Here is a 22369-nt window from a genome sequence, read left to right as displayed (position 1 = left end):
CGCCTCAACTCATTTTTGATAAAATCTCTCGCGGTTTCAGCCGCATGACGGAAATCGAGGAAATCCCGGCAGATACCGTTACAATCACAATTCCAATCAGGAACAAAAGTCCCATTTCCTCAAACTGTACGCGAACCTGTAATTCGGGAGTTTCTATTTCCTGTTCCCCGATATTGGTTCCGGCTTCCCCTCGGGTTCCAGCGGACAGCCCATCTTCCTGCTGCACCTCGGACACAGCCTGCCTGGATTGCAATACGTTTCCCATCTGTCCCGTAATGGCGCTAGCGGAGAAATAGGAAAGAGAAAATGCCAGCACTGCGATCAGCAAAACCTCAGCAATATATTGTCCTAAAATCGACAGCTTGCTTATCCCAACAGAAAGCAGCACGCCGGTTTCATGGATTCGGGTTCTGGCCCACATGGTAAGAATGAGTGAGAGGATGACGATACTTACAATCAACGCAACAATTAAAACGGTGGATACCAGTTCGGATAATTGTTCCAGAGAGAACGCGGCATTTTCATAATCCTCATTGTCGATCAGAAATGAAAAACCTTTCCAGTCAACGCCGGCGATTTCCTTTACTGTAGAAATGATTTTCTCCATGTTCTGCGGATCGTCTACCGATACCGTCAGCTCGTTAAATCCCTGAATTGCGGGGCCATTTTCATAGGCCACCAAAGTGGCGAGATCGGTGATAATGAGATTTTGTATTTTATCGTAGGTTGTCACCTGATCGTTGATACCCTCTATTTCCTTTGGGGAAAATAAACCTACAATTTCAATCTCCACCCCTCTGTCCGTTTGGATTTTATCACCAATTTTCAGACCGTTTTTTTCTGCCAGGTCTTTGCTGATAAGCCCTTTATTTTCATCGTCCGGCAGAATGTGTCGGCCCTCTGTCAGCGTAAGCTGCCCGGAAGTAAACCGGGTAAGCTCCTCGCTTTTCCATGTACTTAAAATTTTTGAGGATTCACGAAATTCTTCTTCAATGGGGATATTGCCAGTAAACAGTTTCAAAGAGGGGAACGCCGCCAGCCCCTCCACTGTGGCGCTGCACTCCTTGATTCCCTCAATTTCCCGGATTTCCCCTACCAGCTCCGGGCTGATCTGCTGGGTGGAATACATCAGCGTTCCGCCATCCACGCTTTCCACCTTCAAATAGGGGTTGTTTTCCGTGTAGTCAAATCCAATGAGAAAGCTCCCGCCGAGGCTTTGCCTCAAATCCTGCTGGGCAGATTTAGAAGCGTTTCCCAGCGCCAGAGCGGTCAGTACAAAGGTTGCCATCACCAGCAAAATGACAAAAAGAAGAATACTTTTGCCTCTTTTGCGGACGATGTACAGCCACGCTCGATTCATAAAGTTCATAGAATGGCCTCCATTTCATTAGGATAAGTGTTGTAACACTGATAGGATAGCGCCCCAATATGGAACCAGTATGAAACAGAGCATAAAATGAAAAACCTCCCCACAAGGGAGAGGATTTTCAAGATAGGAAAAGGGTAAAACACATTCCTGGCGGATTTTCTGTTGCCTCAAATTGATAGGACAGCCTAAGTGCCTTTGACAGCCTATCTACAATATACAGCCCCAGCCCATTCCCACCATCTTTTCTGTCTCTAGCAAAGTCCGGACGATAGAACGGCTCAAATACATGGGCCAGCTTTTCCGGCGGAATAGGCGTACACTCGTTTTCTATTTTTATCTGCCGGGCGGTCAGTACAACAGAGATTTTGTGTCCCGGCTTTGTGTAGGAAACCGCATTGGAGAGCAGGTTAGACAGGATTTTTTCAAGGCTTTTCTTTGATGTGTGGACAAGGCACTTTTCCTGTATGCTTAAAGAAAAGCCAATCTTTTTAGCCGTTGCAATCAATTGATATGGTTCGCAAAGTGCCGGTAAGCTTTCCGACAGGTCAAAGTTTTCCGCGTCCTTTTCCTCCTGCGTAAAATCCAGCCGGGAGGTATCCAGAATTTCTTTTATCATAAAGGAGAGCTGCCCAGTGATTTCCTTGCACTCCAACAGACAGCTATCCCGATCTTTATATTTCCCAACGCCTAAGATCATGTTTTCCAAAATCGCGTTAAGGGCCGTCACCGGCGTTTTCAACTCATGGGAAGCGGCCCGCAGGAAATCAATTTTTGACTGTTCCGCTTCATGAACTTTTCGCTTTTCATCTTCCAGATTTTCAATGGTCGAAAGCAGGCTGGCATACAGCATATTCACGCGGGCGGCCAGTTCCCCAATCTCGTCATTTGTGTTCACGATACATTGCGCTGTCTTATCCAGCGTTTCCATCTTTTCTGTTGTTTCAGCGATCTGTTTGATTGGCTTCGTCATTGCCCTGGAAAACAATAAAGAACACCCAGCGGAAATGATGGTACAAAAGAATAAGGACACCGGCAGAGCTTTTCCGATGGCGGATTTTATCAAGATACCAATATTCACATCACTTTCTATAATGGCCCCCTCTACGAAATGGTTTGTGCTTACCGTCATTTGAGGCGCAAGCACATAGAGAAAGACATGGGCCATCACGGTTACAGACAGCATAACCAGAAAGGTGTATAAGAAAATTTTAGAAAAGAGTTTTAAGTTTCTCATAGTTGTTCCTCATACTTGTAGCCAACACCTTTTACAGTAACGATCCGGTCAAGGCCTAGCTTCTTCCGCAAATTCTTGATATATGTGTCAATGGTGCGGTCTATGATGGGGTAATCATATCCCCACAGCTCGTCCAATATCTGTGACCGCGTAAGCACCAATCCTTTATGCTCCACCAGTAATTTCAACAAGTCGATCTCTTTTGGTGTAAGATCGATCGGCCCATTTTGGCCCGAAGCGGTGTAGCCGCCAAAATCCACCGTAATATCACCAATCTGGATTTGGTTCAGCTCCGGGCTTTTCCCGCACCGTCGCAACAGGGCAGCCACCCGTTTCCCCAACAAGAGCATGGAAAAGGGCTTGGTGATGTAATCGTCTACTTCTTCATCAAAGCTGGCCGCCTGGGTAGGCTCGTCGTCAAGGGCGGTAAGCATTAGGACAGGTACACTGCTTTTTTGGCGCAGTTCTTTTAATACCTCTAAGCCGGTTCGTTTCGGCAACATAATATCCAAAATCACTAAATCAACAGATTTTTCCCTCGCAATTTGTAAGCCCTGTTCTCCATCAAAGGCAGACAGGGTGGTATGCCCTGCGGATTTCATATATTCACAGATTGCCTCATTGGTGGCGGTATCGTCCTCCACAATCAATAAATCAGCCATTTTGACACCCCCTTGTATACTCTACTATACCAAAGCAATGTGGAAACAGTATGAAATGTTTTGGTTTCTGTCTACGCATTTAGGCGGGTGAAAGGCCCGCCATTTCAAGGCTTTTTCCGCATAGTCGGTGGGTGGGCGGGACAGATTATCAAATCCCCACCAGAACTGACTTCTTATTGCGTAGGAAAATTTCCACAAGAAAGCGCTGGGCGCAGGGCCAGCAGGCCGCGTCCGGCGTTTTCTCCTAGGCTGCTCAGAATAGCCCAGATCGGTCTGCTTTGCAATCAACGTTTCATGTACTTATCCACCCGCACATGGGGCGAACCGTCCAGATTATAGAACATCCGGGTACAGAGCTTATTTAGCTATCATAGTAGGATGTTCGTCAATTCCGCAATACAAATTATATTATTATAAAGCTTAAACAGTCCTCATATAGCAAATTTTACTGGAAAAACCTGCTGGCTACCCCTCATGGGACAACCAGCAGGTTCCATCTTATCTGCAAAACCAGTTCTGCTCTGGCGCCGTGCTCGGTGTTGACCAGATGCAGGGAGCCGCCGTGGCGCTTTGCGGTCTGCCCAGCGAAGAAAAGGCCCATCCCCATGTGGCCCTCTTTGGGCCGGCTGGTATCACTGGTGTAGAATGCCTGCTCCCCACGGGTCAGGGCCTCTGACGAAAATCCAGGGCCGGTATCTTCCACGGCGATAGTCAAACCGCTCTCTGCGGCGGAGATGGATAGCGTTACAGTTCCGCCAGCAGGTGTGTACCGCGCCGCGTTGTCCAGCAGATTGCTCACCGCCCGATCCAAATCCCCCCGGTAGACCGCCACTTCCAGACGGGGGACCTCCGAACAGCGGAACGCGACCTGCTTTGCCCCGCAAAGGTACTGTCCCACCTCCCGCCATCCTTCGGCCAGCTCCGGGAGGGCAACGGCCTCCTTCTCCTGGCTGAAAACAGCATCAGGACCGGTCATAGCCCGCAGCTGGGCCACATAGTCCTGAACCCGGAGGGCACTTCGGAGGATGGCGTCCACGCTCTCCCGCTGGCCCGGAGTGAGGGCATCCTCTCCCAGCAGCTCCGCGTTCCCGCTGATGACGCTGAGGGGAGTCTTGAGATCGTGGGTCAGCACGGACAGCTCCAGCCGCCGCTGTTGCTCCATGCCCCACTGACTCTCCAGGGACTGGGCCAGGTTCTGCCGCAGGTCATCCATGGCTGACAGCGTATCTCCGAACTCCCGCACCTTCGCCCGCCCGGTGATGGGCAAATCCAGCCGCCGCTGAGCGATGGCCTGCGTGGCGTTGGACAGCAGCGCGGCATCCCGCCGCAGGAGTCCGGCGAAGTGCCGTGTCGAGATAACGCCTACTAACAGCCAGGATGCCAGCAGCACGGCCATAGCGCAGGTCTGAAACTCCGGAAGACGGCGCTGGAGCACCTCGGCGCCGTAGGGCATAGAGTAGTCATATTGGATCACGCAGGTGGTTCCGTTCGGCAGTTGGGTCACCCGGTGGTACTGGGAATAGAGTATCCCCTGGGGATTACGCTCCCCGGCCAAGGCGGCCCTGGCGTAATCAAGGTGCCGTTGGTCCATGTTTCCCTGATCCTGTATCCAGCCATCGGCATCGAAGACAGCCCAGCGGTAGTAGTAGGGAATCTCTGATGTTTTCAACTCACCAGTGGAGAGTGCTTGTGTCACTGTATCCACTCCGCCCGCAGCGGTGTTGGCTGGATACACGACGCCGAAACGCATCATTGTAGTCAGCCCAATCCACCACAGGACGGCCAAAAGCAGCATAGCCACGCCGGTGGTGATCAGATACCGCCAGAACAGCGCCGTCAGGCCAGTGGGCCGTTTTACGCGTTTTTCCACTTGTAACCCACCCCCCAGACCGTCTCGATGGGATTCACTCCTGCCGTGCGCAGCTTGGCCCGGATATTCTTAATGTGCTCCGTGACCGCGGAGGGGTCCGCCTCGCCGTCGTAGCCGAAGGCCGCCTCATAGAGCTGCTCCTTGGAGAAGGTCTGACCCGGGTGCATAGCCAGATGCTCACAGATGGCGTATTCGCTCCGGGTCAGCCGGAGGGGCGCATCCTGCCAGTACACCGCCCGCTCCCCCAGGTCAAAGTCCAGTTCTCCCCGGCGCAGGCGGGTGTGGGGCGTGCGCTGCTCCCGCCGTAGATGTGCGGCCACTCTGGCCCGTAGCTCTGCGATGCGGAAGGGCTTGGTGATGTAGTCGTCCCCGCCCAGCCCCAAACCAGTGAGCACGTCGGCCTCCTCGGTCTTGGCAGTGAGGAAGAGGATGGGGCAGTCCGCCAGAGATCGAATGCGGCGGCAGAGGGCAAACCCATCCTCCCCGGGCATCATCACATCCAGCAGGATACAGTCTGCCCAGCGGCAGGCGGACTCGTCCACCTCCCTGCCGCTCAGATGGGTGGACACCTGGTGCCCGTCCCGCTCCAGAGCGGTCTTCAGCAGGGTGCAGAGGTCTTTGTCGTCATCCACCACCAGGATATGGGCCATAAGCCGCTCACCTCAATTCATCAGGAGATACACCCCCCAAGAGAGGGCGTAGAGCAGATAGATATGGGTGGGGTAAAAGGCATAGAACAGCAGTTTGTGCCCCCCGCCCCGCTGGCCATTATACCACAGCATCAGCGGCGCAGCCAAGATGCCGTAGATCTCATAGTACTGGGTGAAGATCTGCCACCATACGAAGTCCGGAGCCATGGCAGAGGCCATGAGGATCATATAGACCACGCCGTAGAGGATATAGTAGACGGAGAAGGCCGCCACCTGCACGCGCCGGCGCTTTCGGAACAGGTAGAGCACCAGTCCCATCACCAGTACCGGCCAGCTGCTGTCGCCAGTAGTCCCCCATGCGGGCAGCACCGAGTAGGCAGCGATTCCCAGCGGAGTAGCCAGAACGGGATATTCGATGGACAGCCAGGATACCAGTATGGGCCACACCAGCGGGAGGATCACCGCTACCAGACCGGGCAGGATCTTTTTCTGGCCCAGCCAGTCGATCCCCTGCCAGATGATCATCAGAATGACGAAGGTGGTCATCATGCCGTTGGCGGGATAGAAACCGTCTGGCCGCACCAAGACGCCGGCGAAGGCCATGAAGAACAGTAGGAGGGACATGGCGGCAGAGAGGATATAAACCTTGGCAAAGTATTTCTTCCGGTTGCGGGTGTGGGTAAAGCCCTCCACCAGACAGAAAAGGAACAGCGGTGCGCCCAGCCGTCCTACCATACTGAACCACTCCGGGATCATGCCGGTGAAGCCAAAGAAGTAGTGGATGTGATCCAGCACCATGGTGATCAGGGCGATCCATTTCAGCCCTGTCTCGGTGATGCCTCCAGTCTTAGTCAATGTGCGTGTCGTTTCCATAGCAGAAGTCTCCTTATCAGATTCTGCCGCTATGGTAACAGGCGATTCTAAGGAAATTATCAAGATGAAGAATTATTTTGTTTTCTCTGTAGATAACCAACAATAGAAATCGTTGGCCATATCCTGAAATATCAATGATTGTGTTTGAAAATGGTATTTATCTTTCTGACTCCAAGGATGGACAGCCACAGTTGTATTTTATATCCATCTGCGGTACAATCATCTGCGGTGGAGGGCCAAGAAGCCATCCCCCTATCGCATTGATCATCACGCAGAAAGGCAGATCGACCATGATACAAAAGGAATTGAATGAGCTGCGCCGCCGCTGGCGGCCAGAGAAAAACGCTGTCAGTCGGATCTACGGCTGTTTTGTCAATAGCAGCAAAGAGATCGTTTCTGATCTGGACGAATCCCTTGGGATGATGCCCCAGGAGGAGGCTGAGAAGTATCTGAGCCTTTTGAAGAAGGGACTGTCTGGTTCTCTGGGAAAAAACCTCATCGACATCGTATTCTCCACCCAGCAGGTAGCAGACAGCGAGGAGCACCGCCTGCTCACCACCCTGCGGGATTCTCAGCTAAAGGACAACGAGGCCCGTCAAACCTTTTACCGCAAGGTGATCGATAGTCTGGACATGGGGAACGGCAGTTATTTACTGCTCCTGGCCTGTGACAGCTACGATGTTCCCCATCGCGGCAAGGATGATTCCCTGCAATCGGATGCCTCGGATGAGGTCTTCACCTACATCGTCTGTGTGGTATGCCCTATCAAGGAGGGTAAGGTAGAGCTGGGGTATTTCCCTGGCGACAATGAATTTCACTGTGCTGCCGGACAAACTGTCGCTCCTCCGGAGCTTGGCTTTCTGTTCCCGGCCTTTGATGACCGGGCAGCAAATATCTACAACGCTCTCTTTTACACCAGAAAGCCCAGCGAGATCCACCAGGAGTTTATCGATGCGGTCTTTCATGTGGAACCGCCTATGTCCGCTGCAGAACAGCGAGAGGTCTTTGAATCGATCCTGGAGGATACGCTGGGGGCAGGCTGCAGCATCGAGGTCGCCCAGGCGATCCACGACCAGCTTTCCAGCCAAATCAGGGAGCATAGGGAGTCCAAGAGCACCGAGCCTCTGATCGTGACCGCAGGTGAGATTGGGAAAGTCCTGCTGGCGTGCGGCGTGACGGAAGAAAATGTTGCAGCATTCCAGGTGCAGTGCGGGGAGCGGTTCGGTGTCGGGGCCGTTCTCGATCCTGCCAACTTGATCGACCCTGGCAAGTATGAAGTCAAGACTGCCCAGGCCACGATCCAGGTCGACCCGGAATTCAGCTATGCAGTTACTACCAGGGTGATCGATGGCCGCGCCTATCTTCTGCTCCCTGCGGATGATATCCAGGTCAACGGGCTTCCCATCCAAGTCACAAACGGTCAGGAGACGGAGACGATATGAGTAAACGGCTTGTAGCTTACTTTTCATGTACCGGGACGACTGCCAAAGTTGCCGAAACTCTGGCGGAGTCTATCGGCGCTGATATCTTCGAGATCGAACCAGCTGTCCCTTACACAGCTGCGGATCTTGACTGGCGGGATAACACTTCCCGAAGCAGCGTTGAAATGAATGATCCCCATTCTCGCCCAGCAGTCGCATCGAAGCGGGACAACATGGCTGACTATGACACGGTCCTGGTGGGGTTCCCGATCTGGTGGTATGTGGCACCAACCATCATCAACACATTTCTGGAATCCTATGACCTTCAAGGAAAAACCATCATTCCCTTTGCGACATCTGGTGGGAGCGGTATGGAGCAGGTCAGCAGCCATCTTGCTCCAAGCTGTGACGGCGCAAAGCTGCTTTTAGGGAAAGTATTTCCTTCCTCTGTGACCAAAGAGGAGACAAACACTTGGTTCAGCAAATTACAGACTCGATTGGAATAACATATTCCCGATGCATAAAGCACCCTTTCTGTGCTGTTTGCAATCGCTTTGTTTATGCTGCAATGCCGTAGAGGTCATGGTTCACCTGTGCGGCGTAATAATTCTCCATGGTGGCAGGTGCATTGTAAAGTGCAGTCAGGAGGTACTGCCGAATATTACGGATGTGAGTGGTGTTGTCCTTGAGGCACTCGAACACATACCGGATATGGCTTTCGTCCAGCTTCAACAGCCGGGACTTTACAACTGCCTGGGGCAGATCATTCCCACACACCCGGACATTCTCCCGGTTGGAGCAGACCGTCTCCACCATCAGCTCCACCATCTCGTCTAACTGCCCCACATCCCAGGGGCGTTCCTGTACGAAGTCCTCATAGCGAATGTTCTCCCGGATGAGGGACCGATAGGCATCCATCTCCTGATGATCCACAGGTCTCTCCCGGCTCCGCTTCCTTCCCTTCGCATCCATCGTCCCCGGAAAAGGGGTGGAAGGGATAGGAAGCGATTCTTTTTTTCGTGAGTCAGTTCTTTGTTGTTCTTTCTTTTGTCTCTCTTTTATTATTTGCGTTGACTTTTCCGCCGCCGTGCCGCCCGCCGCCGGATATTCCGTTGTCGGGTTTTCCGATGACGGCAAGGCAGACGACGGCCCTGCCGGAGGTACAGGAACAGGGCGCTCCCGGATGATATACTCGTTGCTGCTGAATTTTCCTGTCTTATCCACAGTCTGGCAGCGATAGATGTACCCGGCTCGTTCCAGCTCCACCACAGCGGCACGGATCGCATCCTTACCCTCTTGATTGATCTTCGCCAACCCCGTTAAGGTGTAGTCCCAGTCCTCCGGCAGGGAGAGCATTTGGGACAGCAGGCCCTTGGCTTTTAGGGAGATGCTCTTGTCCCGCAGGTGGTAGTTGCTCATGATCGTATAGTTTTGAGTGCGTTCCACACGAAAAACCGCCATTTGGAATCCTCCTCTGCATTTCTATTCCCCTTTTCCCAGAGCCCCATGACGGAAGCCTTCCGCCCCGCGGCTCCGGAAAATAGCGGGGCGCGGGTCTTTTGCCCGCGCCCCATGTTCATTCGCTGTAATAGACAGGTCTGCCGATGGAAGTAAAGCCACTTTTTCCTGTGATGACCACATTGTTGGCGCTGCTGGCGCAGTGGACGATCAGGAGATCCCCTGCCTCGTCCCGACCGCCTACGATGCCCACGTGTTCATCTCCGGGGTAGAACACCAGATCCCCAGGGAGTGCCTCGTCCCAGGAGATGGGGGTGCAGTATGTGTGCTGGGCATGGGCGCCACCGCCGTGACCGATGACATACTCCCCACCGCTGGTGTTATAGAATACCCAGTCCGCAAAACCAGAGCAGTCCATCCCGAAGGGCCGGTAGGTACCTGTGGTGGAACTGCCTGCTGCAGTCACCTGGCGGAGCGTTCCCCAGCGGTCATCCCAGCCGATCTTCAGGCTTTTGCCACCCCAGAAATAACGGACCTTACCCACCAGTTGGCAGGCAGTCTGGACCACAGCCCGCCGCTCCGGTGCCAGGTCCGCGGGAAGCGCGGCCAGCAGATCCTTTGCCGCCTGACTGCTGATGGTCAGGTCACCAGCCAAGGATGCCAGCAGTTCTGAATTGTCCAACAGCGCATCCAGCGCCTGGTCCTGCTCTGCTGTAAACTGATAGAACACCCGCATATCGTCCGGTGTCCTGGGGGTAATGGTGACGGACAGAACTTCCTCTGTCCAGGCTACGGCGCTGCCGCTGGCTGGATGCTCTACTGTCTTTTTCTCACTGGTGAGCTTTGTCATGTCCCAGAATACTGTCCGCAGGGCTTCGACCTGGGCTGCGTCCAGCACAGCAGGACTGCCGCTTTCTGCCGATCCTGACTGCCTGACTGCAAACACGGCCAGTACCTCCGGCCAGGGCGGCGGCGCACCTGTGATCTCCAGTCGGTCGCAATCAGCATCCACCTGCATTTGCTCCAGGCGTTCCGCCAATTCGCCATTGATCTGAGCCACTGCCTCCGATGGAGAAACAGAACCCGGACCGCTGCCGCCACCCGCGAATAGGATGCCAAGTGGCGAGGCAAGCAGCACACCTACCAGACAGAGTACGACCACGATAGAAAGGACAATGCTCCCTCCGGCTGCAATGGCAGCCACAACGCCGCGGGCCGCTCTGACTACGGACTGTACTGCCCTGGCTGCTGCCCGTGTTCGCGCTTTCCATGTGACAGCCACCTTGGATGTGTGACCAGCAGCACGGGCAGACCGTATGGCGGAAATCTTTGCCGCAGCCTGGGCTTTGACCTGCGCAGGGCCCAGAGGCAGCTGCCCAGAGGCCAATGACCTCTGGGCAGTCTTTATCTGCTTGGCAGACGGGACCGGCTTTCTCACAGACGGCGGCGCCGTACCCTCTCTGTTCATTCCACGGCCTGTACATCGGGGCGCTTCAGGGGAAGCTACGGTTGGGCGACGTCCCCCTTGTTTGGCGGCGTGCTGTTCACCTGAACGCCGCTCTGAGGGCATGGACCGACTATCCTGCGGGGCAGTCTTGGCAGCGGTATGTGCGGCACCCTGGGGCTGTCTGCTATTCTTTTCAGCGCGTTGCCGGACCTGTTCCTTCGCCGCTTCTCTGCCCCTCTCCTTGGATGTGAGCGTGGCGTTCGGGGCAGGACGGGCGCATGGTTCCACGGGCCTCTCTGATCCCAACGATCCTGCTCCAGTCCTGACCTTCTCTGGGCCGGGCCTTGGGCGGACAATTCCAGAACCACGCTCCGCCGTTGCCTGTTCCAAAACAGCCTCACGGGTCTTGATCCGCAGCGATCCGGCCCCCCGCTTTTCCCCAGTAGAGGGGGCATCTGACGGGGTGCCGGAATTATTTTGTGCTTGGAACTTCTCTTTTTTCTGTCCCTGTTTCCTGCCTTTCAACAGACGCTCCATACCTCGAGTCCCACGGCGGAAACCACCCATTGCAGTATCCTCCAGTGTGTCGCCGCCAAACTCATCCCGCTGACCATACTGGGCTGTGTCCCTCAGCTGGCCCCGCAAACGTTCCACGCCGCTCTCCAGTCCCCGGCGTGCCAATTCCTTGGGGGCAGATCTGACCTTCTCTGCCACGGCCTTTGTAGCCGTTGGCTTCTCCTTGATCGTTCCGATGCCTTATCACCTCCCCGGCGGTCATGCCGCATTCAGGTCAGCGGGTTTGGTGCTCATCAGTTTGTAGAGATGATTCTTGGGGAAGTTGTCCATAAAGGGGACGATCGCACTACCGCACTTGATGAGTCCCCGGCCAAAGTCCACATTGGTGATGTAAGAGAGCTGGTTGTCCGAGATGTTCAGCAGCTTGGCCAGCTCCTCACGGTCGGTAGCCGCCTGGTTCAGCATGACCAGGAACTCACTGTTTGCCAGCATGGTACGGGCGGTGTGAGACTGGAGCAGGTCATCTACATTCTGTGTCAGGCCGGTGCAGCAGGCGCCATACTTCCGCACCCGCTTCCAGAGGGTAAACAGGAAGTTGGCGCTGTACTCATGCTGGAACAGCAAATAGATCTCGTCAATATAGACCCAGGTGTTCCTTCCCAGCTTCCGGTTCCGAACGATGCGGTTGAATACGCTGTCCAGAACCACCAGCATACCAACAGGCAAAAGCTGCTTGCCCAGATCTCGGATATCGTAGCAAAGGATACGGGAGCTGGTATCCACATTGGTGGGCTTGGCGAAGGTGTTCAGGCTGCCCTTGGTAAACAATTCGATGGCCAAAGCCACATCCTTTGCCTCCGTCTCCGGCTGGCGAAGCAGTTCTGCATGGAAGTCCCGGAGGGTAGGGACAGTCCCTTCACAGCCGTTCTGGATGTAGGTGTGGTAGCACAGAGCCGTACACCGGTCAATGATGGACTTCTCCTTGGCGGACAGCTTGCCGGCCCCCATGAGCTGCTCACACAGGGAGAGGATGAATTCGGACTTTAGGACAACGGGATCATCCCCATCGCCATACCCCTGTTCCATGTCCATTGCGTTGATGTGGTTGCTGGAGGTGGCGGAAATGTTGATGACCTCGCCGCCCAGCCCTTCCATAAGAGGGCGGTACTCTGACTCCGGGTCGATCACGATGATGTCATCTTCGGTGGAAAGGGCCAGTCCCACCATCTCCCGCTTGGCGGTAAAGGACTTGCCAGAACCGGAGACGCCCAGGACAAATCCGTTGCCGTTGAGCAGTTCCTTCCGATTAGCCAGGATGAGATTCTTGCTGATGGTGTTCTGCCCATAGTACACGCCGCCCTGGTGCCGGATCTCCTGTGCCTTAAAGGGCATGAGGACAGCCAGAGCCTCTGTAGTCAGGGTGCGCAGGGCGTCGATCCGCCGCAGGCCCAAAGGCAGAGCGGTCACCAGCCCGTCCGCCTGCTGCCAGTTGAGGGTGGATAGTTGGCACAGGTGCTTGCGGGCGGTGGATCGGAGCGTCTCCGTATCACTGTCCAGTTCCTCCTTGGAATCGGCCAGATGCACCAGCGTCACCACTGCAAACAGCATCCGCTGATCCCTGGTGGTCAGGTCGTCCAGCATCTCTCTCGTCTCTTTCCGCTGCTGCTCCAGATCATACGGCACCACCGCAGAGAAGTTGTTATTGCTGTTCTGCCGCCGCTGCCAGTTGGTCACATTGGTCTCCACACCCAGCAGGCGGCTTTGCAGCTCCCGTACTGCCTCATCCGTAGGTACTGGGATGATGTCAATGGACAACATCAGGTTCCGGTCCAGTGCAGTCAGCTCGTTGATCATGGAGTCTTTGATGTAGCTGGCATACTCTTTGAGGAATAGCACCCGCCCGTACTTGTTCCCCATAATGAAGTGGTCTTTCTTGAACTCCAGGCTGTCCGGGCAGACAGCATCCTTGAAGGAATGCCCTTTCCGCATACAGTCCCGGAGGTCGATGCGGAACCCGTTCTCCTCTCCGGGGCGGTAGAAGTCATGGAGGACTCGCAGCCGTTCCACAGCATCCAACTCCTCACAGTGGGAGTCCAGACGGTGGAGATGGGCAGTCACATCATGCATGGTCCGGTCAAAAAAAGACCGGGCCTCCTCCGCGCTCTTGCGGTGGACAGAGAGGGTGATATACCGCTCCTGCACCACGCTGTTGGCAGCGTTGGTGGCCTTGTCCAGAAGCATGGTGTTGTACTCCGCCCGGTATCCGTCCAGATGATCGTCCCGGCGAGGGATGAGGATCTCCTGTTCCACATTTTCCCGTGCGACGCGCTTGTTGTTGATAGTGATCTTGGTAGTGGACCCGGCATCCAGTGCATTGAGCAGTTCGGAGTAGTCCAGGAACATCGCCGTCTTGTCCTCTTTTGAAGCGATGGCGTAGTTGATGTCGCTGAACCGCAGGGTCTTGGAGAATTTGCTGCCGAATTGAAACACCCCATCCGGCCACAGGCGGCGGATGGGGATGGCGTCCTGTACAGATCTTGGCACCTCGAATATTTCTTTGTCCTGCTTTAACGTATTCAGCAGGGTCTTAATCAAGTTTGAGCGCCTCCTTTATCGTTGCATTTTCCAGAGCTTTGGTATACAGGTGATCCGATTTGAATACGAGCCGCTTTGGATAGAGCAGCTCTGAGCGGATGACCGTCAGAATAAACTGTTCGAACGTCATGCTGTTGTATCGGTAAAAGCCGCACAGGGCAAAGGGTGCGGCGGCCAGGACACAGGCCCAGCCCACATCCGAACCGCCCAGAGCTGGCCCCAGGAAGAAATAGACTGCCAAAGCCACCGCCACGGCGCCAAGGGCGCAGAGGAACTGCCGCAGGGTCAGGCCGAAGAAGATGCCCTCCTGGTAGTCCCGGACTTCTTTGTTGATCCGTACTTCTATGTCGTTCACCTCTCTATTTTTGCTTTTGCCAGACAGACCGTTGCAAATGCCGCCCAGCTATGGTACCATGCCAAAAACCAGAGAAGGAGGTCTCCTGCATGGCGTATTTGTTTTTGATGCTTGGTGTATCGCTCCTGCTTCCGTTGCTCCGGCTGGCCTTTCGTCTCCGCCTGGGCCTCCCGCTGCTGTTCGCCCTGGGGATGCTCACCGTGTGCCACGGCTGGTATCAGGCCCACACCGCCCTGGCGGACGGGATCTTCCTGGCCCTGGTGGGGCTTGCGGCCCTCTCCTGGGCGGTGACCTTCCTCCGCTGGGTGGCGGAGACAGTGAGCTATGTGCTGGCTGACCGGCTGGCCGGAGCTGCCCTGGCCAGCCGTGTGCGGCAGGCCAGAGCTGAGGGGCGCTCCATGGTGGACACCCAGGGCCTGTGATCAGCCCAGGCCCATCAGCTCCCGGATGAGCCGGTCGCTCATCTTGATAGCCCCCACCAGCACCAACATATTGAACACCAGCTCACCCACATAGTTCCACACGATGGTGGCCGGGGCCAGGGTACTGTCCACAATAGCAGGCGGCGTGGAGGCAAATGCTGAGAAAATGACACAGGCCAATACAATGACACAGCCCTCCAGGCAGATGGCGGCATAGTTTTTGACAAAGGCCATGCCGATACTGCTGGAGGGCTGTCCCGCGAAGCTGGCCAGAGGGACGGGCGCAATGGCGGTGGCGATATAGAGTTTGAAAAAGCGGGAATACACAGTGAGGATCATGACCAGAGCCAAGACCCAAATGAACAGGGAACCCAATAGAGTGACGGCCCACAGGGGAATGCTCTCGATCAGCCCTACATCCTCAATGATCGTCACCATTTCATCTGGGAGCGTGGTGGCAGTCAGAGCCGAGAGACCAGAAGAGGATATGATGGAGGAGACCATTCCCTGAGCGACACGGAACACAGCCATCATCAGTTCCATCCCATGTCCTACTGCTGCCTGGGCCAGAATAAAGCGGATGAAGCTCTTAAATATCAATTCCGGCTTCTTAAATTCCGTAAAGCTGCCACAGGTCTTGACTATGCTCATCACAAAGAACAGTACCAGCAAGGCATATCCAATGGCCTGTAAGCCGCCGTTGATCCCCACGATCACATCCCAGATCCCACCACCTTTGAACTCCTCCGGGCTGGTGCTGATGAGCTGCCAGATCTCTGCCAGTTTGTTGTTCCAGGTGTTTAGGGCGGAGTTCAGGTTGTCTACGATCCAGTTTCCACTACCCAATTATTTGTTCACCCCCCACCTGCCCGGAACAATATGTCCGGGCAGGTATTTTTTCTCCTCCATCCTCAGCCTCCGGTAATCAGAGTGAGGATCTCCTTGGTAAAGGTGATCACGATACCGCCGGCGATGGTGAGGATGCCGTTGGAACGCTGGGAGGGGTCATGGGACTGGAGGGACAGGCCCACCTGCAAAATTCCGTAGCCCAGCAGGATGAGTCCCACCGCCCGGATCAGAGAGAAGATAAAGTCGGACAGGCTGTTGACCACAGAAAGCGGGTCGTCGGCAGCCAGGGCCGGGACGGTCATCACGGCTGTCATGCTCAGGACGCATACCAGAGCAGCGTATGCCCTGTGGGCGCGACGTTCCTTTTTCCTGCGGTCACTCAGATTTTGATTTTGATTCATGCAGCATTCTCCTTTTCGGATCTATGCTCAGCGGAAAATGCCGTGAAGAGAGGAATACCAGTAAACGCTGGCGTTTGATGCCTGTGATGGATGTAGGGTGGCCCACCGCCGTCCACTGTGTGTCGGATGGCCGGATGCCGGGTGAGGTCGTATTTCAGATCCATGACCGGCTTGGCGCCTCGGATGAAGAGGATGGCGTATCGGTTGTCCAGCGCCCGCACCTCGTCCGGAGTGAGCAGCTCCCGGCCGCTCATCTGGAAGTTGGTGGACCAGGAACCGGAGCGTCCCTTACTCTGACCGTGGGTCCTGGTATCAATGGTGGCTTTGCCCAGGGCCTCGGAGATGTACTTGTGGGTGCTGGCCTCGTTGCCGCCCAGGTAGAGGATGGTGTCCGAGTTGCCGGGGATGGTCTCCCAGGAGTCCTTATACAGCTCCTTGATCTGGGCCATGTTCTGGATGATGGTGCTGGCGGAGATGTTGCGGGACCGCATAGTGGCCAGTTCCCGCGTGAACCCCGGCAGGGGCATGGCCGCAAACTCATCCAGCACAAAGTGGACATGGCGGGGCAAGGCCCCGTGGTGGATCTGGTCGGCGCTGTAATAGAGTGCTTGGAACGCCTGGGAGTATAGCAGGGACACCAGAAAATTGAACGTATTATCATTATCGGGTATGACGGCGTACAGGGCGCATTTCTTCTCCCCCAGGGTGTAGAGGTCCATGTCATCGTGGTCGGTGATGGCCTTGATCTGAGGCAGATTGAAGGGGGCCAGTCGGACAGCGGTGGAGACCAGGATGCTCTTGGAGGTCTTGCCCGCCGCCAGCTTGAATACCTTGTACTGCCGGACAGCCACACTGTCCGGCTTTTCCCGTTCCATAGCCTGGAACAGGAGATCCAGGGGGGAGACATACTCCTCGTCCTCCTCCTTGACCTCGGCGTATTCCAGCACCCGCATGACCATGGAGAAGTTCTGCTCATACTCCGGAGCCTCCTGCCACAACATGAGGATGATGGCCTGGAGCAGCGCCGTCTCCGCCTTGGTCCAAAACGGGTCCGATTCATGGCTTCCCTTGGGAGTGGTGGCCTGAATGAGATTGTTCACCAGTTTGAGGGCGTCCTTTTCATCCCGGATATAGCGGAAGGGGTTGTAGCCGTCGCTCTCTGCCAGGTTGACCAGATTCAGCACCCGGATGTCATAGCCCTGGCTTTTGAGATACCCACCGGTGGCCAGCAGCACCTCCGATTTGGGGTCGGTGATGACATAGTTTGTGTTGGCCTCCAGGATGTTGGGCTTCACATAGCTGCGGGTCTTGGCGGCGCCGCTGCCGCCGATGACCAGCACATTGAGGGAACGGCGGTGCTTGTGGGTGTCCAGCCCTAGGCGGACGTTTCGGGTCAGCAGCTTGTTCTGCTTCTGGCAGAACTGGGCGTTGACCTGTTGGGGTGTGGCCCAGGCTGCCGAGCCGTGTTCCGCGCCGTCTCGCCTGCGGCCCTGCTCCGCGCTGTGCAGGGCCAGGGCCATGACATAGGCGCCGGTGCAGACCAGGATGGTCAGCAGGCTCTTGTCTGTCCAGCGCACCACCCAGGGATGTCGAAGGGCATCGGTCAGCTTGGCGATGATTTCCGGCAGCCCCCCTCCCAAGGATTGAGCCAGAAGCAGCGCGCCCCAGACCACGGGGATATACAAGAACAGGCAGACCAGCAGGCCGCCTGATTTGATTGGAGATCTCAGTAACGATCACCTCACCAAACTGCAAAAAGAGGGGGTGTCGGAAGAGTTCCGACACCCCATGTGAGAAGGATCGCCTGTATGATCGTTTCCTGTTATTTCGTTTTTGTCCGATTTTTAGTTCTCTGTCTGGCCGGAACAGACTGCTTCCGCATCTGCTCCCGGTACCCTTTGAGCCGTTCCTCAACCGAGGGCCGGTCATGGGTCGTCCTCATATCCGCGCTCTCGCTGGGTATAGAGGATCTGGGTCTTGTATCGGGTGAGTCTCGTTCCGACCGAAAATCTTTTTTTGGCGGATTTTTCTGATGCTCAGGCACAGGGACGTCCTGCCGCTCCTGCGGGGCTTTCTGCAAGTCGGAAACGTCCTTCTCCTGACTGGATACCTGGGACAACAGCCGCTCAAAGATCTGGTTGGCCCGGTCCAGCTCAGTCACCGGCAGGATCACATCCACCAGCTTGCCCCGTTCGTCCTGATCCCGAATGGTGCTGAACAGCAGCTTTTGTTTTTTTGCCAGCTTTTCAAACTGACGATACTGCTCCGGGGTCATGGGGAATTGACGCAGATCCCTGGTCTCCCGCAGCATTTTACCCAAATTGACCTTCCCGGAGAGCTGCTTATGGTTCCTGGCCAGGGCCAGGGAGAGGGCCAGCAGGTTCTTCAGCGCCGATCCGGACAGCCGGACAGCCACTTCGGTCCCAGACAGCATCATACGCACCATCTGGTCTGCCGCCTCACCGCCTCCTACGTTCATCGTGTCTCACCTCCTATTACAATATATTTACGGATCAAGGCACGGCAGCCAGCCGTGTCTTTTTCCGCATCGTTGCCAAAGCTGTTAGAATGAGAGAGTCTTGGCCTGATGTATACCTCCAAGGACCAGCGCGTCCGTGACGAAGTCCGTCAGCCAGCCTCTCATTCGCAGCGTTCGATTTATGCAGGTTGAGCCACCTCCTTGGTGCGCCCGTGTCATCAAATAGATTGGATCGGCAATGGTGGAATGGCTGGTCGCCAAAACAAATCCATGATGAGGAGCGATCAATATGAACAATGTGGCAGGGATCGATGTTTCCAAAGGAAAGAGCATGGTGTCTGTCCTCCGTCCTTTTGGAGAAGTGGTGGCAAAACCATTTTCTGTTGGTCACACCGGCAGCGAACTCAAGGAGCTGGCAGATTACTTGAAAAGTCTGGACGGTGAGACACGGGTAGTCATGGAGCACACTGGACGGTACTATGAGCCAGTAGCCCGCTTTCTTCATGAGGAGGGCGTCTTTGTCAGTGCAGTCAATCCGAAGCTCATCAAGGACTACGGAAATAACACCTTGCGCAAAGTGAAAACAGACAAGGCGGATTCCCGCAAGATTGCCCGGTACGGTATTGACAACTGGGCAGAATTGCGCCAACATACACCCATGGATACGATTCGAATGCAACTGAAAACACTGAACCGGCAGCAGAGTCTGTACTCCAAGACCAAGACGATGATGAAAAATAACCTCATCGCCCTTCTTGACCAGACCTATCCCGGTGTCAACACCCTCTTTGACAGCCCCGTCCGTGAGGATGGGTCGCAGAAGTGGGTGGACTTTGCCACGACCTTTTGGCATGTAGACTGCGTGCGGAACATGAGCCTCACTGCCTTTGCCGAGCGTTACCGCAAGTGGTGTAAACGGCATGGCTACAACTTCAGGCAGAGCAAAGCCGTTGAGGTCCACACCGGAGCACAGGACCTGATTGCCATGCTCCCCAAGGACGCTCTGACCAAAACCATGGTCCGGCAGGCCATTGATGCGCTGAACGCCGTCTCTGCCTCTCTGGAACGGCTCAAGGCTGAAATGCAGGCCCTGGCAGCCCAGCTCCCGGAATACACTGTGGTCATGGCCATGCACGGAGTGGGAGATTCCCTTGGCCCTCAACTTATGGCGGAGCTTGGTGATGTGACCCGGTTTACCCACCGAAACGCCATTACCGCTTTCGCGGGTGTTGACCCTGGCGCTGACCAGTCCGGCACTCACGAGGCCAAAAGTACGAGGGTTTCCAAAAGCGGGCCGCCGGAGCTGCGCCGCGCCTTATTCCTGGTTATGGACTGCCTACTAAAAACACAGCCCCAGGATGACCCGGTGTACCGTTTCATGGATAAGAAGCGAGCCGAGGGCAAACCCTATCTGGTTTACATGACAGCCGGCGCCAACAAGTTCCTGCGCATCTATTATGGCAGAGTAAAAGAATATCTGGCATCTCTGGAGGGAAATTAAGGAAGTATCCTTCCTTGTTGGGGAACGATACTGCATTTACGCTAAAAGCATCTTATGACAGAAAGAGAGCGATTAAGATGTTTTTAGACAATTTATCCACCTCCATCCTCAAATTATGTGATACTCGAAAACTCAGCTATGAAGCCGCCTCGGAACGATGCGACCTCAGTTCCAGGTACTTTGGCGACATTGCCAGAGGCAAGACTGCGCCCACGATCCTGACGCTGGAAAAACTCTGCGTTGGCTTTGAACTGACGCCAAATGACCTGTTGATCCCCTCAGAGTTCTGGAGAGAGATGGCCTTCCGCGAACCGATGCCGGTTACACACATCCGCTGCTTTCGATACCTCTCTGGCGTGACGGGTTTTCCTGTTTGCCCACAATGCGGAAGGACTATGGAACGGGAGTACCAGACCTACTGCGACCGCTGTGGGCAGTGTCTTGACTGGGACAACTTCTCTAAAGCAACGATTATTCTTCCTCAGAAGTAATGCGCACTGTTACATACCTGACTATCCGGCCAGCGGCCTTTACCTGCTGACCGCTTTTGGTATGTCTTTTTCTCTCCTCAATTTTTCTTCATTTTTCTATTGACTTTTTATTTGCAGACTCTGGTTCCATTGTATATTGGATACTGCGCTCCATTTGCGGCGCCTCTTTCTGGATCTCCCGGCATATAGCCAGCTTCTGCCGCTCTTGGCGGATCTGGCGGTTCACCTCGGCAAGCCTCTGGTAAACCTCCGCCTTTTCCTGGAGAAGCTGCTCTCTGGGGCAACCGCAACCCTCCAGCCGCGTGACGGCATCCAGGTAGCGGGCAAACTGTTCCTCCATCCCAGATACGCCATCCTCATAGAGCTGCTTGACTATCGCCAGGGCCTCCACATCCGCCAGAGCCGTATACAGCACCTGTCGTTTCTTTTTCCGCACATTGAGGATGGTGCGCTGCTTTGTCAAGCTGGCCAGCGCATCCTCCGTGCGAGTGAGAAACGCCGCCATGTCCTCCGGCGTAGCAATATCGTTATCCCGCAGGAAATAGAATCGCTGCCGATATTGCTCCGCCTGTGCTGCGGCCTGCCGGAGTTGGGGCGTCATGCGGGGCGGATACTGCCGCTGCCCAGCCTTGCCCAGCAGGTAGAGATAGTGGACGTACAGTGCCAGGAAACCCTTGTACTTGGGATGGGGCCTGAAGGGGCGGTACGCTGGCCGAGGGATGACTGCGGGCCGCAGGCCCTGGTCGATGGCGGATAATTCCCCTTGGATCGCAGCCTGGATGCCCTCCTCAGTGAACCGGGGGTCCTTCCTGCCAGGGATGAGGAACCGCTCCTGGCCCCGGAGACGGAAACCCAAACGGTTGCCATGCTTGATCTCCCAGCCCTTGTGTTCCATGAGCAGGAAGAAGTGGCCCAGGTCGTTGGCGTCCTGGATGGCGTCCTGCAGATCTGCCTCCAGCATGGCGCGGAAGGTAGGCTGGCCTCTGGACTGCCGGAGCCACTCCGCAAAGCTGACCGCCCTGGCCCCCTGGCCCTCCAGGATGACGGACAGGCCATGTTCCCGGCACAGCCGGTCCGAGATGGCCCGGATCTGCCGGTAGTAGCTCTGGGGGCTGCTGTGGTATTTCTCTCCGGCGTCCGCATTCACCGAGTTGAAGATGATGTGGGCGTGGATGTGTTCCTTATCTACATGGACACCGATGACGGCCTGGTAACCGGGCAGGTGTTCTTCCACCAGTGTCCGGGCGATCTCCAGGGCCAATTCCGGGGACACCTCCCCAGGCCGGAAGGATTGGATCATGTGGTAATACTGGACACCATCCTCCTTTCCATACTGTGACTTAGTCTCCAGCATCTGCCGCAGCTCCCAGCCAGGGTCACAGCCCTGGTGGGCGGTGAGGATCTGCTCCTGGGTCTTGTCCCCATTGAGAACATAGCGGATGCCCACATCCAGCCGCCCCTTCCGCGCCAGGATCTTGGTGATGGCCATTACTTTTTCGCCACCTCATAGAGAAGTTCATATACCTGGTCCAGTAGGTACAGCCCCCGCTTGGCATCCTCCGCCCTGGCGATGCCAGCATTGACGCTGCGGGCGATCTGGTTGATGTTATTTCCAATGTGGTGGATCTCCGTGCGCAGAGTTTTGATCTCCTGGGATGGGCGGGCCTTGACTGGCTTGCCCTCGATGAGCCGCACCAGAAAGACCCGCTTGCTCAGGCCACACTGTTTGGACTGCTGACATAGCAGTTCATATTGCTGCGGTGTCAATTCCATGTG

Annotated in this window: 21 protein-coding genes; 5 read left to right on the top strand and 16 right to left on the bottom strand. The window is 55.5% G+C overall.

Going from position 1 to position 22369, the window contains the following annotated elements; genetic code table 11:
• Positions 1-4 precede the first annotated feature (4 nt).
• From ACLTXB_RS05985 to ACLTXB_RS05960, 6 genes are all read right to left on the bottom strand, one after another.
• Positions 5-1369, bottom strand: a complete 1365-nt coding sequence (locus tag ACLTXB_RS05985) for an ABC transporter permease (RefSeq protein WP_428226379.1) — start codon at positions 1367-1369, stop codon at positions 5-7.
• Between the two features lie 118 nt (positions 1370-1487).
• Positions 1488-2603 carry a sensor histidine kinase gene (locus ACLTXB_RS05980; protein ID WP_428226378.1) on the bottom strand — a complete coding sequence of 372 codons (1116 nt, stop codon included), beginning with the start codon at positions 2601-2603 and terminating at the stop codon, positions 1488-1490.
• Positions 2600-3265 (bottom strand): response regulator transcription factor, encoded by a 666-nt coding sequence (locus tag ACLTXB_RS05975; protein ID WP_428226377.1) that lies wholly within the window; start codon positions 3263-3265, stop codon positions 2600-2602. The genes ACLTXB_RS05980 and ACLTXB_RS05975 overlap by 4 nt, the downstream gene beginning before the upstream one ends.
• A 472-nt stretch (positions 3266-3737) precedes the next feature.
• Entirely contained in the window at positions 3738-5135 is a 1398-nt protein-coding gene (locus tag ACLTXB_RS05970; protein ID WP_428226376.1) for a sensor histidine kinase, read from the bottom strand.
• Positions 5120-5785, bottom strand: coding sequence for a response regulator transcription factor (locus ACLTXB_RS05965; protein WP_428226375.1), 666 nt, complete (start codon positions 5783-5785; stop codon positions 5120-5122). The genes ACLTXB_RS05970 and ACLTXB_RS05965 overlap by 16 nt, the downstream gene beginning before the upstream one ends.
• A gap of 12 nt (positions 5786-5797) precedes the next feature.
• Entirely contained in the window at positions 5798-6658 is an 861-nt protein-coding gene (locus ACLTXB_RS05960; protein ID WP_428226374.1) for a TraX family protein, read from the bottom strand.
• Between the two features lie 290 nt (positions 6659-6948).
• Here ACLTXB_RS05960 and ACLTXB_RS05955 point away from each other — a divergent pair, with 290 nt between their 5' ends.
• Both ACLTXB_RS05955 and ACLTXB_RS05950 read left to right on the top strand, forming a co-directional pair.
• Positions 6949-8100, top strand: coding sequence for a DUF4317 domain-containing protein (locus ACLTXB_RS05955; RefSeq protein WP_428226373.1), 1152 nt, complete (start codon positions 6949-6951; stop codon positions 8098-8100).
• On the top strand, positions 8097-8585 hold the full coding sequence (locus ACLTXB_RS05950; RefSeq protein ID WP_428226372.1) for a flavodoxin: 489 nt from the start codon (positions 8097-8099) through the stop codon (positions 8583-8585). Before ACLTXB_RS05955 ends, ACLTXB_RS05950 begins: the two co-directional genes overlap by 4 nt.
• A 52-nt stretch (positions 8586-8637) precedes the next feature.
• On the opposite strand, the gene ACLTXB_RS05945 is transcribed toward ACLTXB_RS05950, so the two are convergent.
• The 4 genes from ACLTXB_RS05945 to ACLTXB_RS05930 all read right to left on the bottom strand — a co-directional run bounded on the left by ACLTXB_RS05945 (position 8638) and on the right by ACLTXB_RS05930 (position 14450).
• Complete coding sequence (locus ACLTXB_RS05945; protein WP_428226371.1) at positions 8638-9540, bottom strand: DUF6017 domain-containing protein; 903 nt, start codon at positions 9538-9540, stop codon at positions 8638-8640.
• A gap of 115 nt (positions 9541-9655) precedes the next feature.
• Positions 9656-10741, bottom strand: coding sequence for a C40 family peptidase (locus ACLTXB_RS05940; RefSeq protein WP_428226370.1), 1086 nt, complete (start codon positions 10739-10741; stop codon positions 9656-9658).
• Between the two features lie 1017 nt (positions 10742-11758).
• Positions 11759-14095 carry a VirB4-like conjugal transfer ATPase, CD1110 family gene (locus ACLTXB_RS05935; RefSeq protein ID WP_428226369.1) on the bottom strand — a complete coding sequence of 779 codons (2337 nt, stop codon included), beginning with the start codon at positions 14093-14095 and terminating at the stop codon, positions 11759-11761.
• The gene (locus ACLTXB_RS05930) at positions 14088-14450 is read right to left on the bottom strand and encodes a PrgI family protein (RefSeq protein WP_428226368.1); all 363 of its coding nucleotides are present in this window, start codon (positions 14448-14450) and stop codon (positions 14088-14090) included. Before ACLTXB_RS05930 ends, ACLTXB_RS05935 begins: the two co-directional genes overlap by 8 nt.
• Before the next feature lie 89 nt (positions 14451-14539).
• Here ACLTXB_RS05930 and ACLTXB_RS05925 point away from each other — a divergent pair, with 89 nt between their 5' ends.
• A complete protein-coding gene (locus ACLTXB_RS05925; protein WP_428226367.1) occupies positions 14540-14872 on the top strand; it encodes a hypothetical protein in 333 nt (110 codons plus the stop codon).
• On the opposite strand, the gene ACLTXB_RS05920 is transcribed toward ACLTXB_RS05925, so the two are convergent.
• The 4 genes from ACLTXB_RS05920 to ACLTXB_RS05905 form a co-directional block, all read right to left on the bottom strand.
• Positions 14873-15718 carry a hypothetical protein gene (locus tag ACLTXB_RS05920; RefSeq protein ID WP_428226366.1) on the bottom strand — a complete coding sequence of 282 codons (846 nt, stop codon included), beginning with the start codon at positions 15716-15718 and terminating at the stop codon, positions 14873-14875.
• Positions 15719-15783: 65 nt separating this feature from the next.
• A complete protein-coding gene (locus tag ACLTXB_RS05915; RefSeq protein WP_297710902.1) occupies positions 15784-16122 on the bottom strand; it encodes a formate hydrogenlyase in 339 nt (112 codons plus the stop codon).
• Positions 16119-17807 carry a VirD4-like conjugal transfer protein, CD1115 family gene (locus ACLTXB_RS05910; protein ID WP_428226365.1) on the bottom strand — a complete coding sequence of 563 codons (1689 nt, stop codon included), beginning with the start codon at positions 17805-17807 and terminating at the stop codon, positions 16119-16121. The genes ACLTXB_RS05915 and ACLTXB_RS05910 overlap by 4 nt, the downstream gene beginning before the upstream one ends.
• A 137-nt stretch (positions 17808-17944) precedes the next feature.
• On the bottom strand, positions 17945-18601 hold the full coding sequence (locus ACLTXB_RS05905; protein WP_428226364.1) for a DUF3801 domain-containing protein: 657 nt from the start codon (positions 18599-18601) through the stop codon (positions 17945-17947).
• Between the two features lie 289 nt (positions 18602-18890).
• Between ACLTXB_RS05905 and ACLTXB_RS05900 the strand changes: the two genes are divergently transcribed.
• Complete coding sequence (locus ACLTXB_RS05900) at positions 18891-20102, top strand: IS110 family transposase (protein WP_428226363.1); 1212 nt, start codon at positions 18891-18893, stop codon at positions 20100-20102.
• A gap of 14 nt (positions 20103-20116) precedes the next feature.
• On the top strand, positions 20117-20593 hold the full coding sequence (locus ACLTXB_RS05895; RefSeq protein ID WP_428226362.1) for a helix-turn-helix domain-containing protein: 477 nt from the start codon (positions 20117-20119) through the stop codon (positions 20591-20593).
• Between the two features lie 88 nt (positions 20594-20681).
• Here the strand turns inward: ACLTXB_RS05895 and ACLTXB_RS05890 are convergent, their stop codons facing one another.
• Both ACLTXB_RS05890 and ACLTXB_RS05885 read right to left on the bottom strand, forming a co-directional pair.
• Positions 20682-22082, bottom strand: coding sequence for a relaxase/mobilization nuclease domain-containing protein (locus ACLTXB_RS05890; RefSeq protein ID WP_428226361.1), 1401 nt, complete (start codon positions 22080-22082; stop codon positions 20682-20684).
• Positions 22082-22366: a plasmid mobilization protein gene (locus ACLTXB_RS05885; RefSeq protein WP_428226360.1), complete on the bottom strand. Its 285-nt coding sequence runs from the start codon at positions 22364-22366 to the stop codon at positions 22082-22084. The genes ACLTXB_RS05890 and ACLTXB_RS05885 overlap by 1 nt, the downstream gene beginning before the upstream one ends.
• Between the last annotated feature and the right edge of the window lie 3 nt (positions 22367-22369).

This window comes from Flintibacter sp., assembly GCF_046973065.1.
Note: the sequence above shows the minus strand (reverse complement) of the source record. Positions and strands in the feature narration are given on the sequence as shown.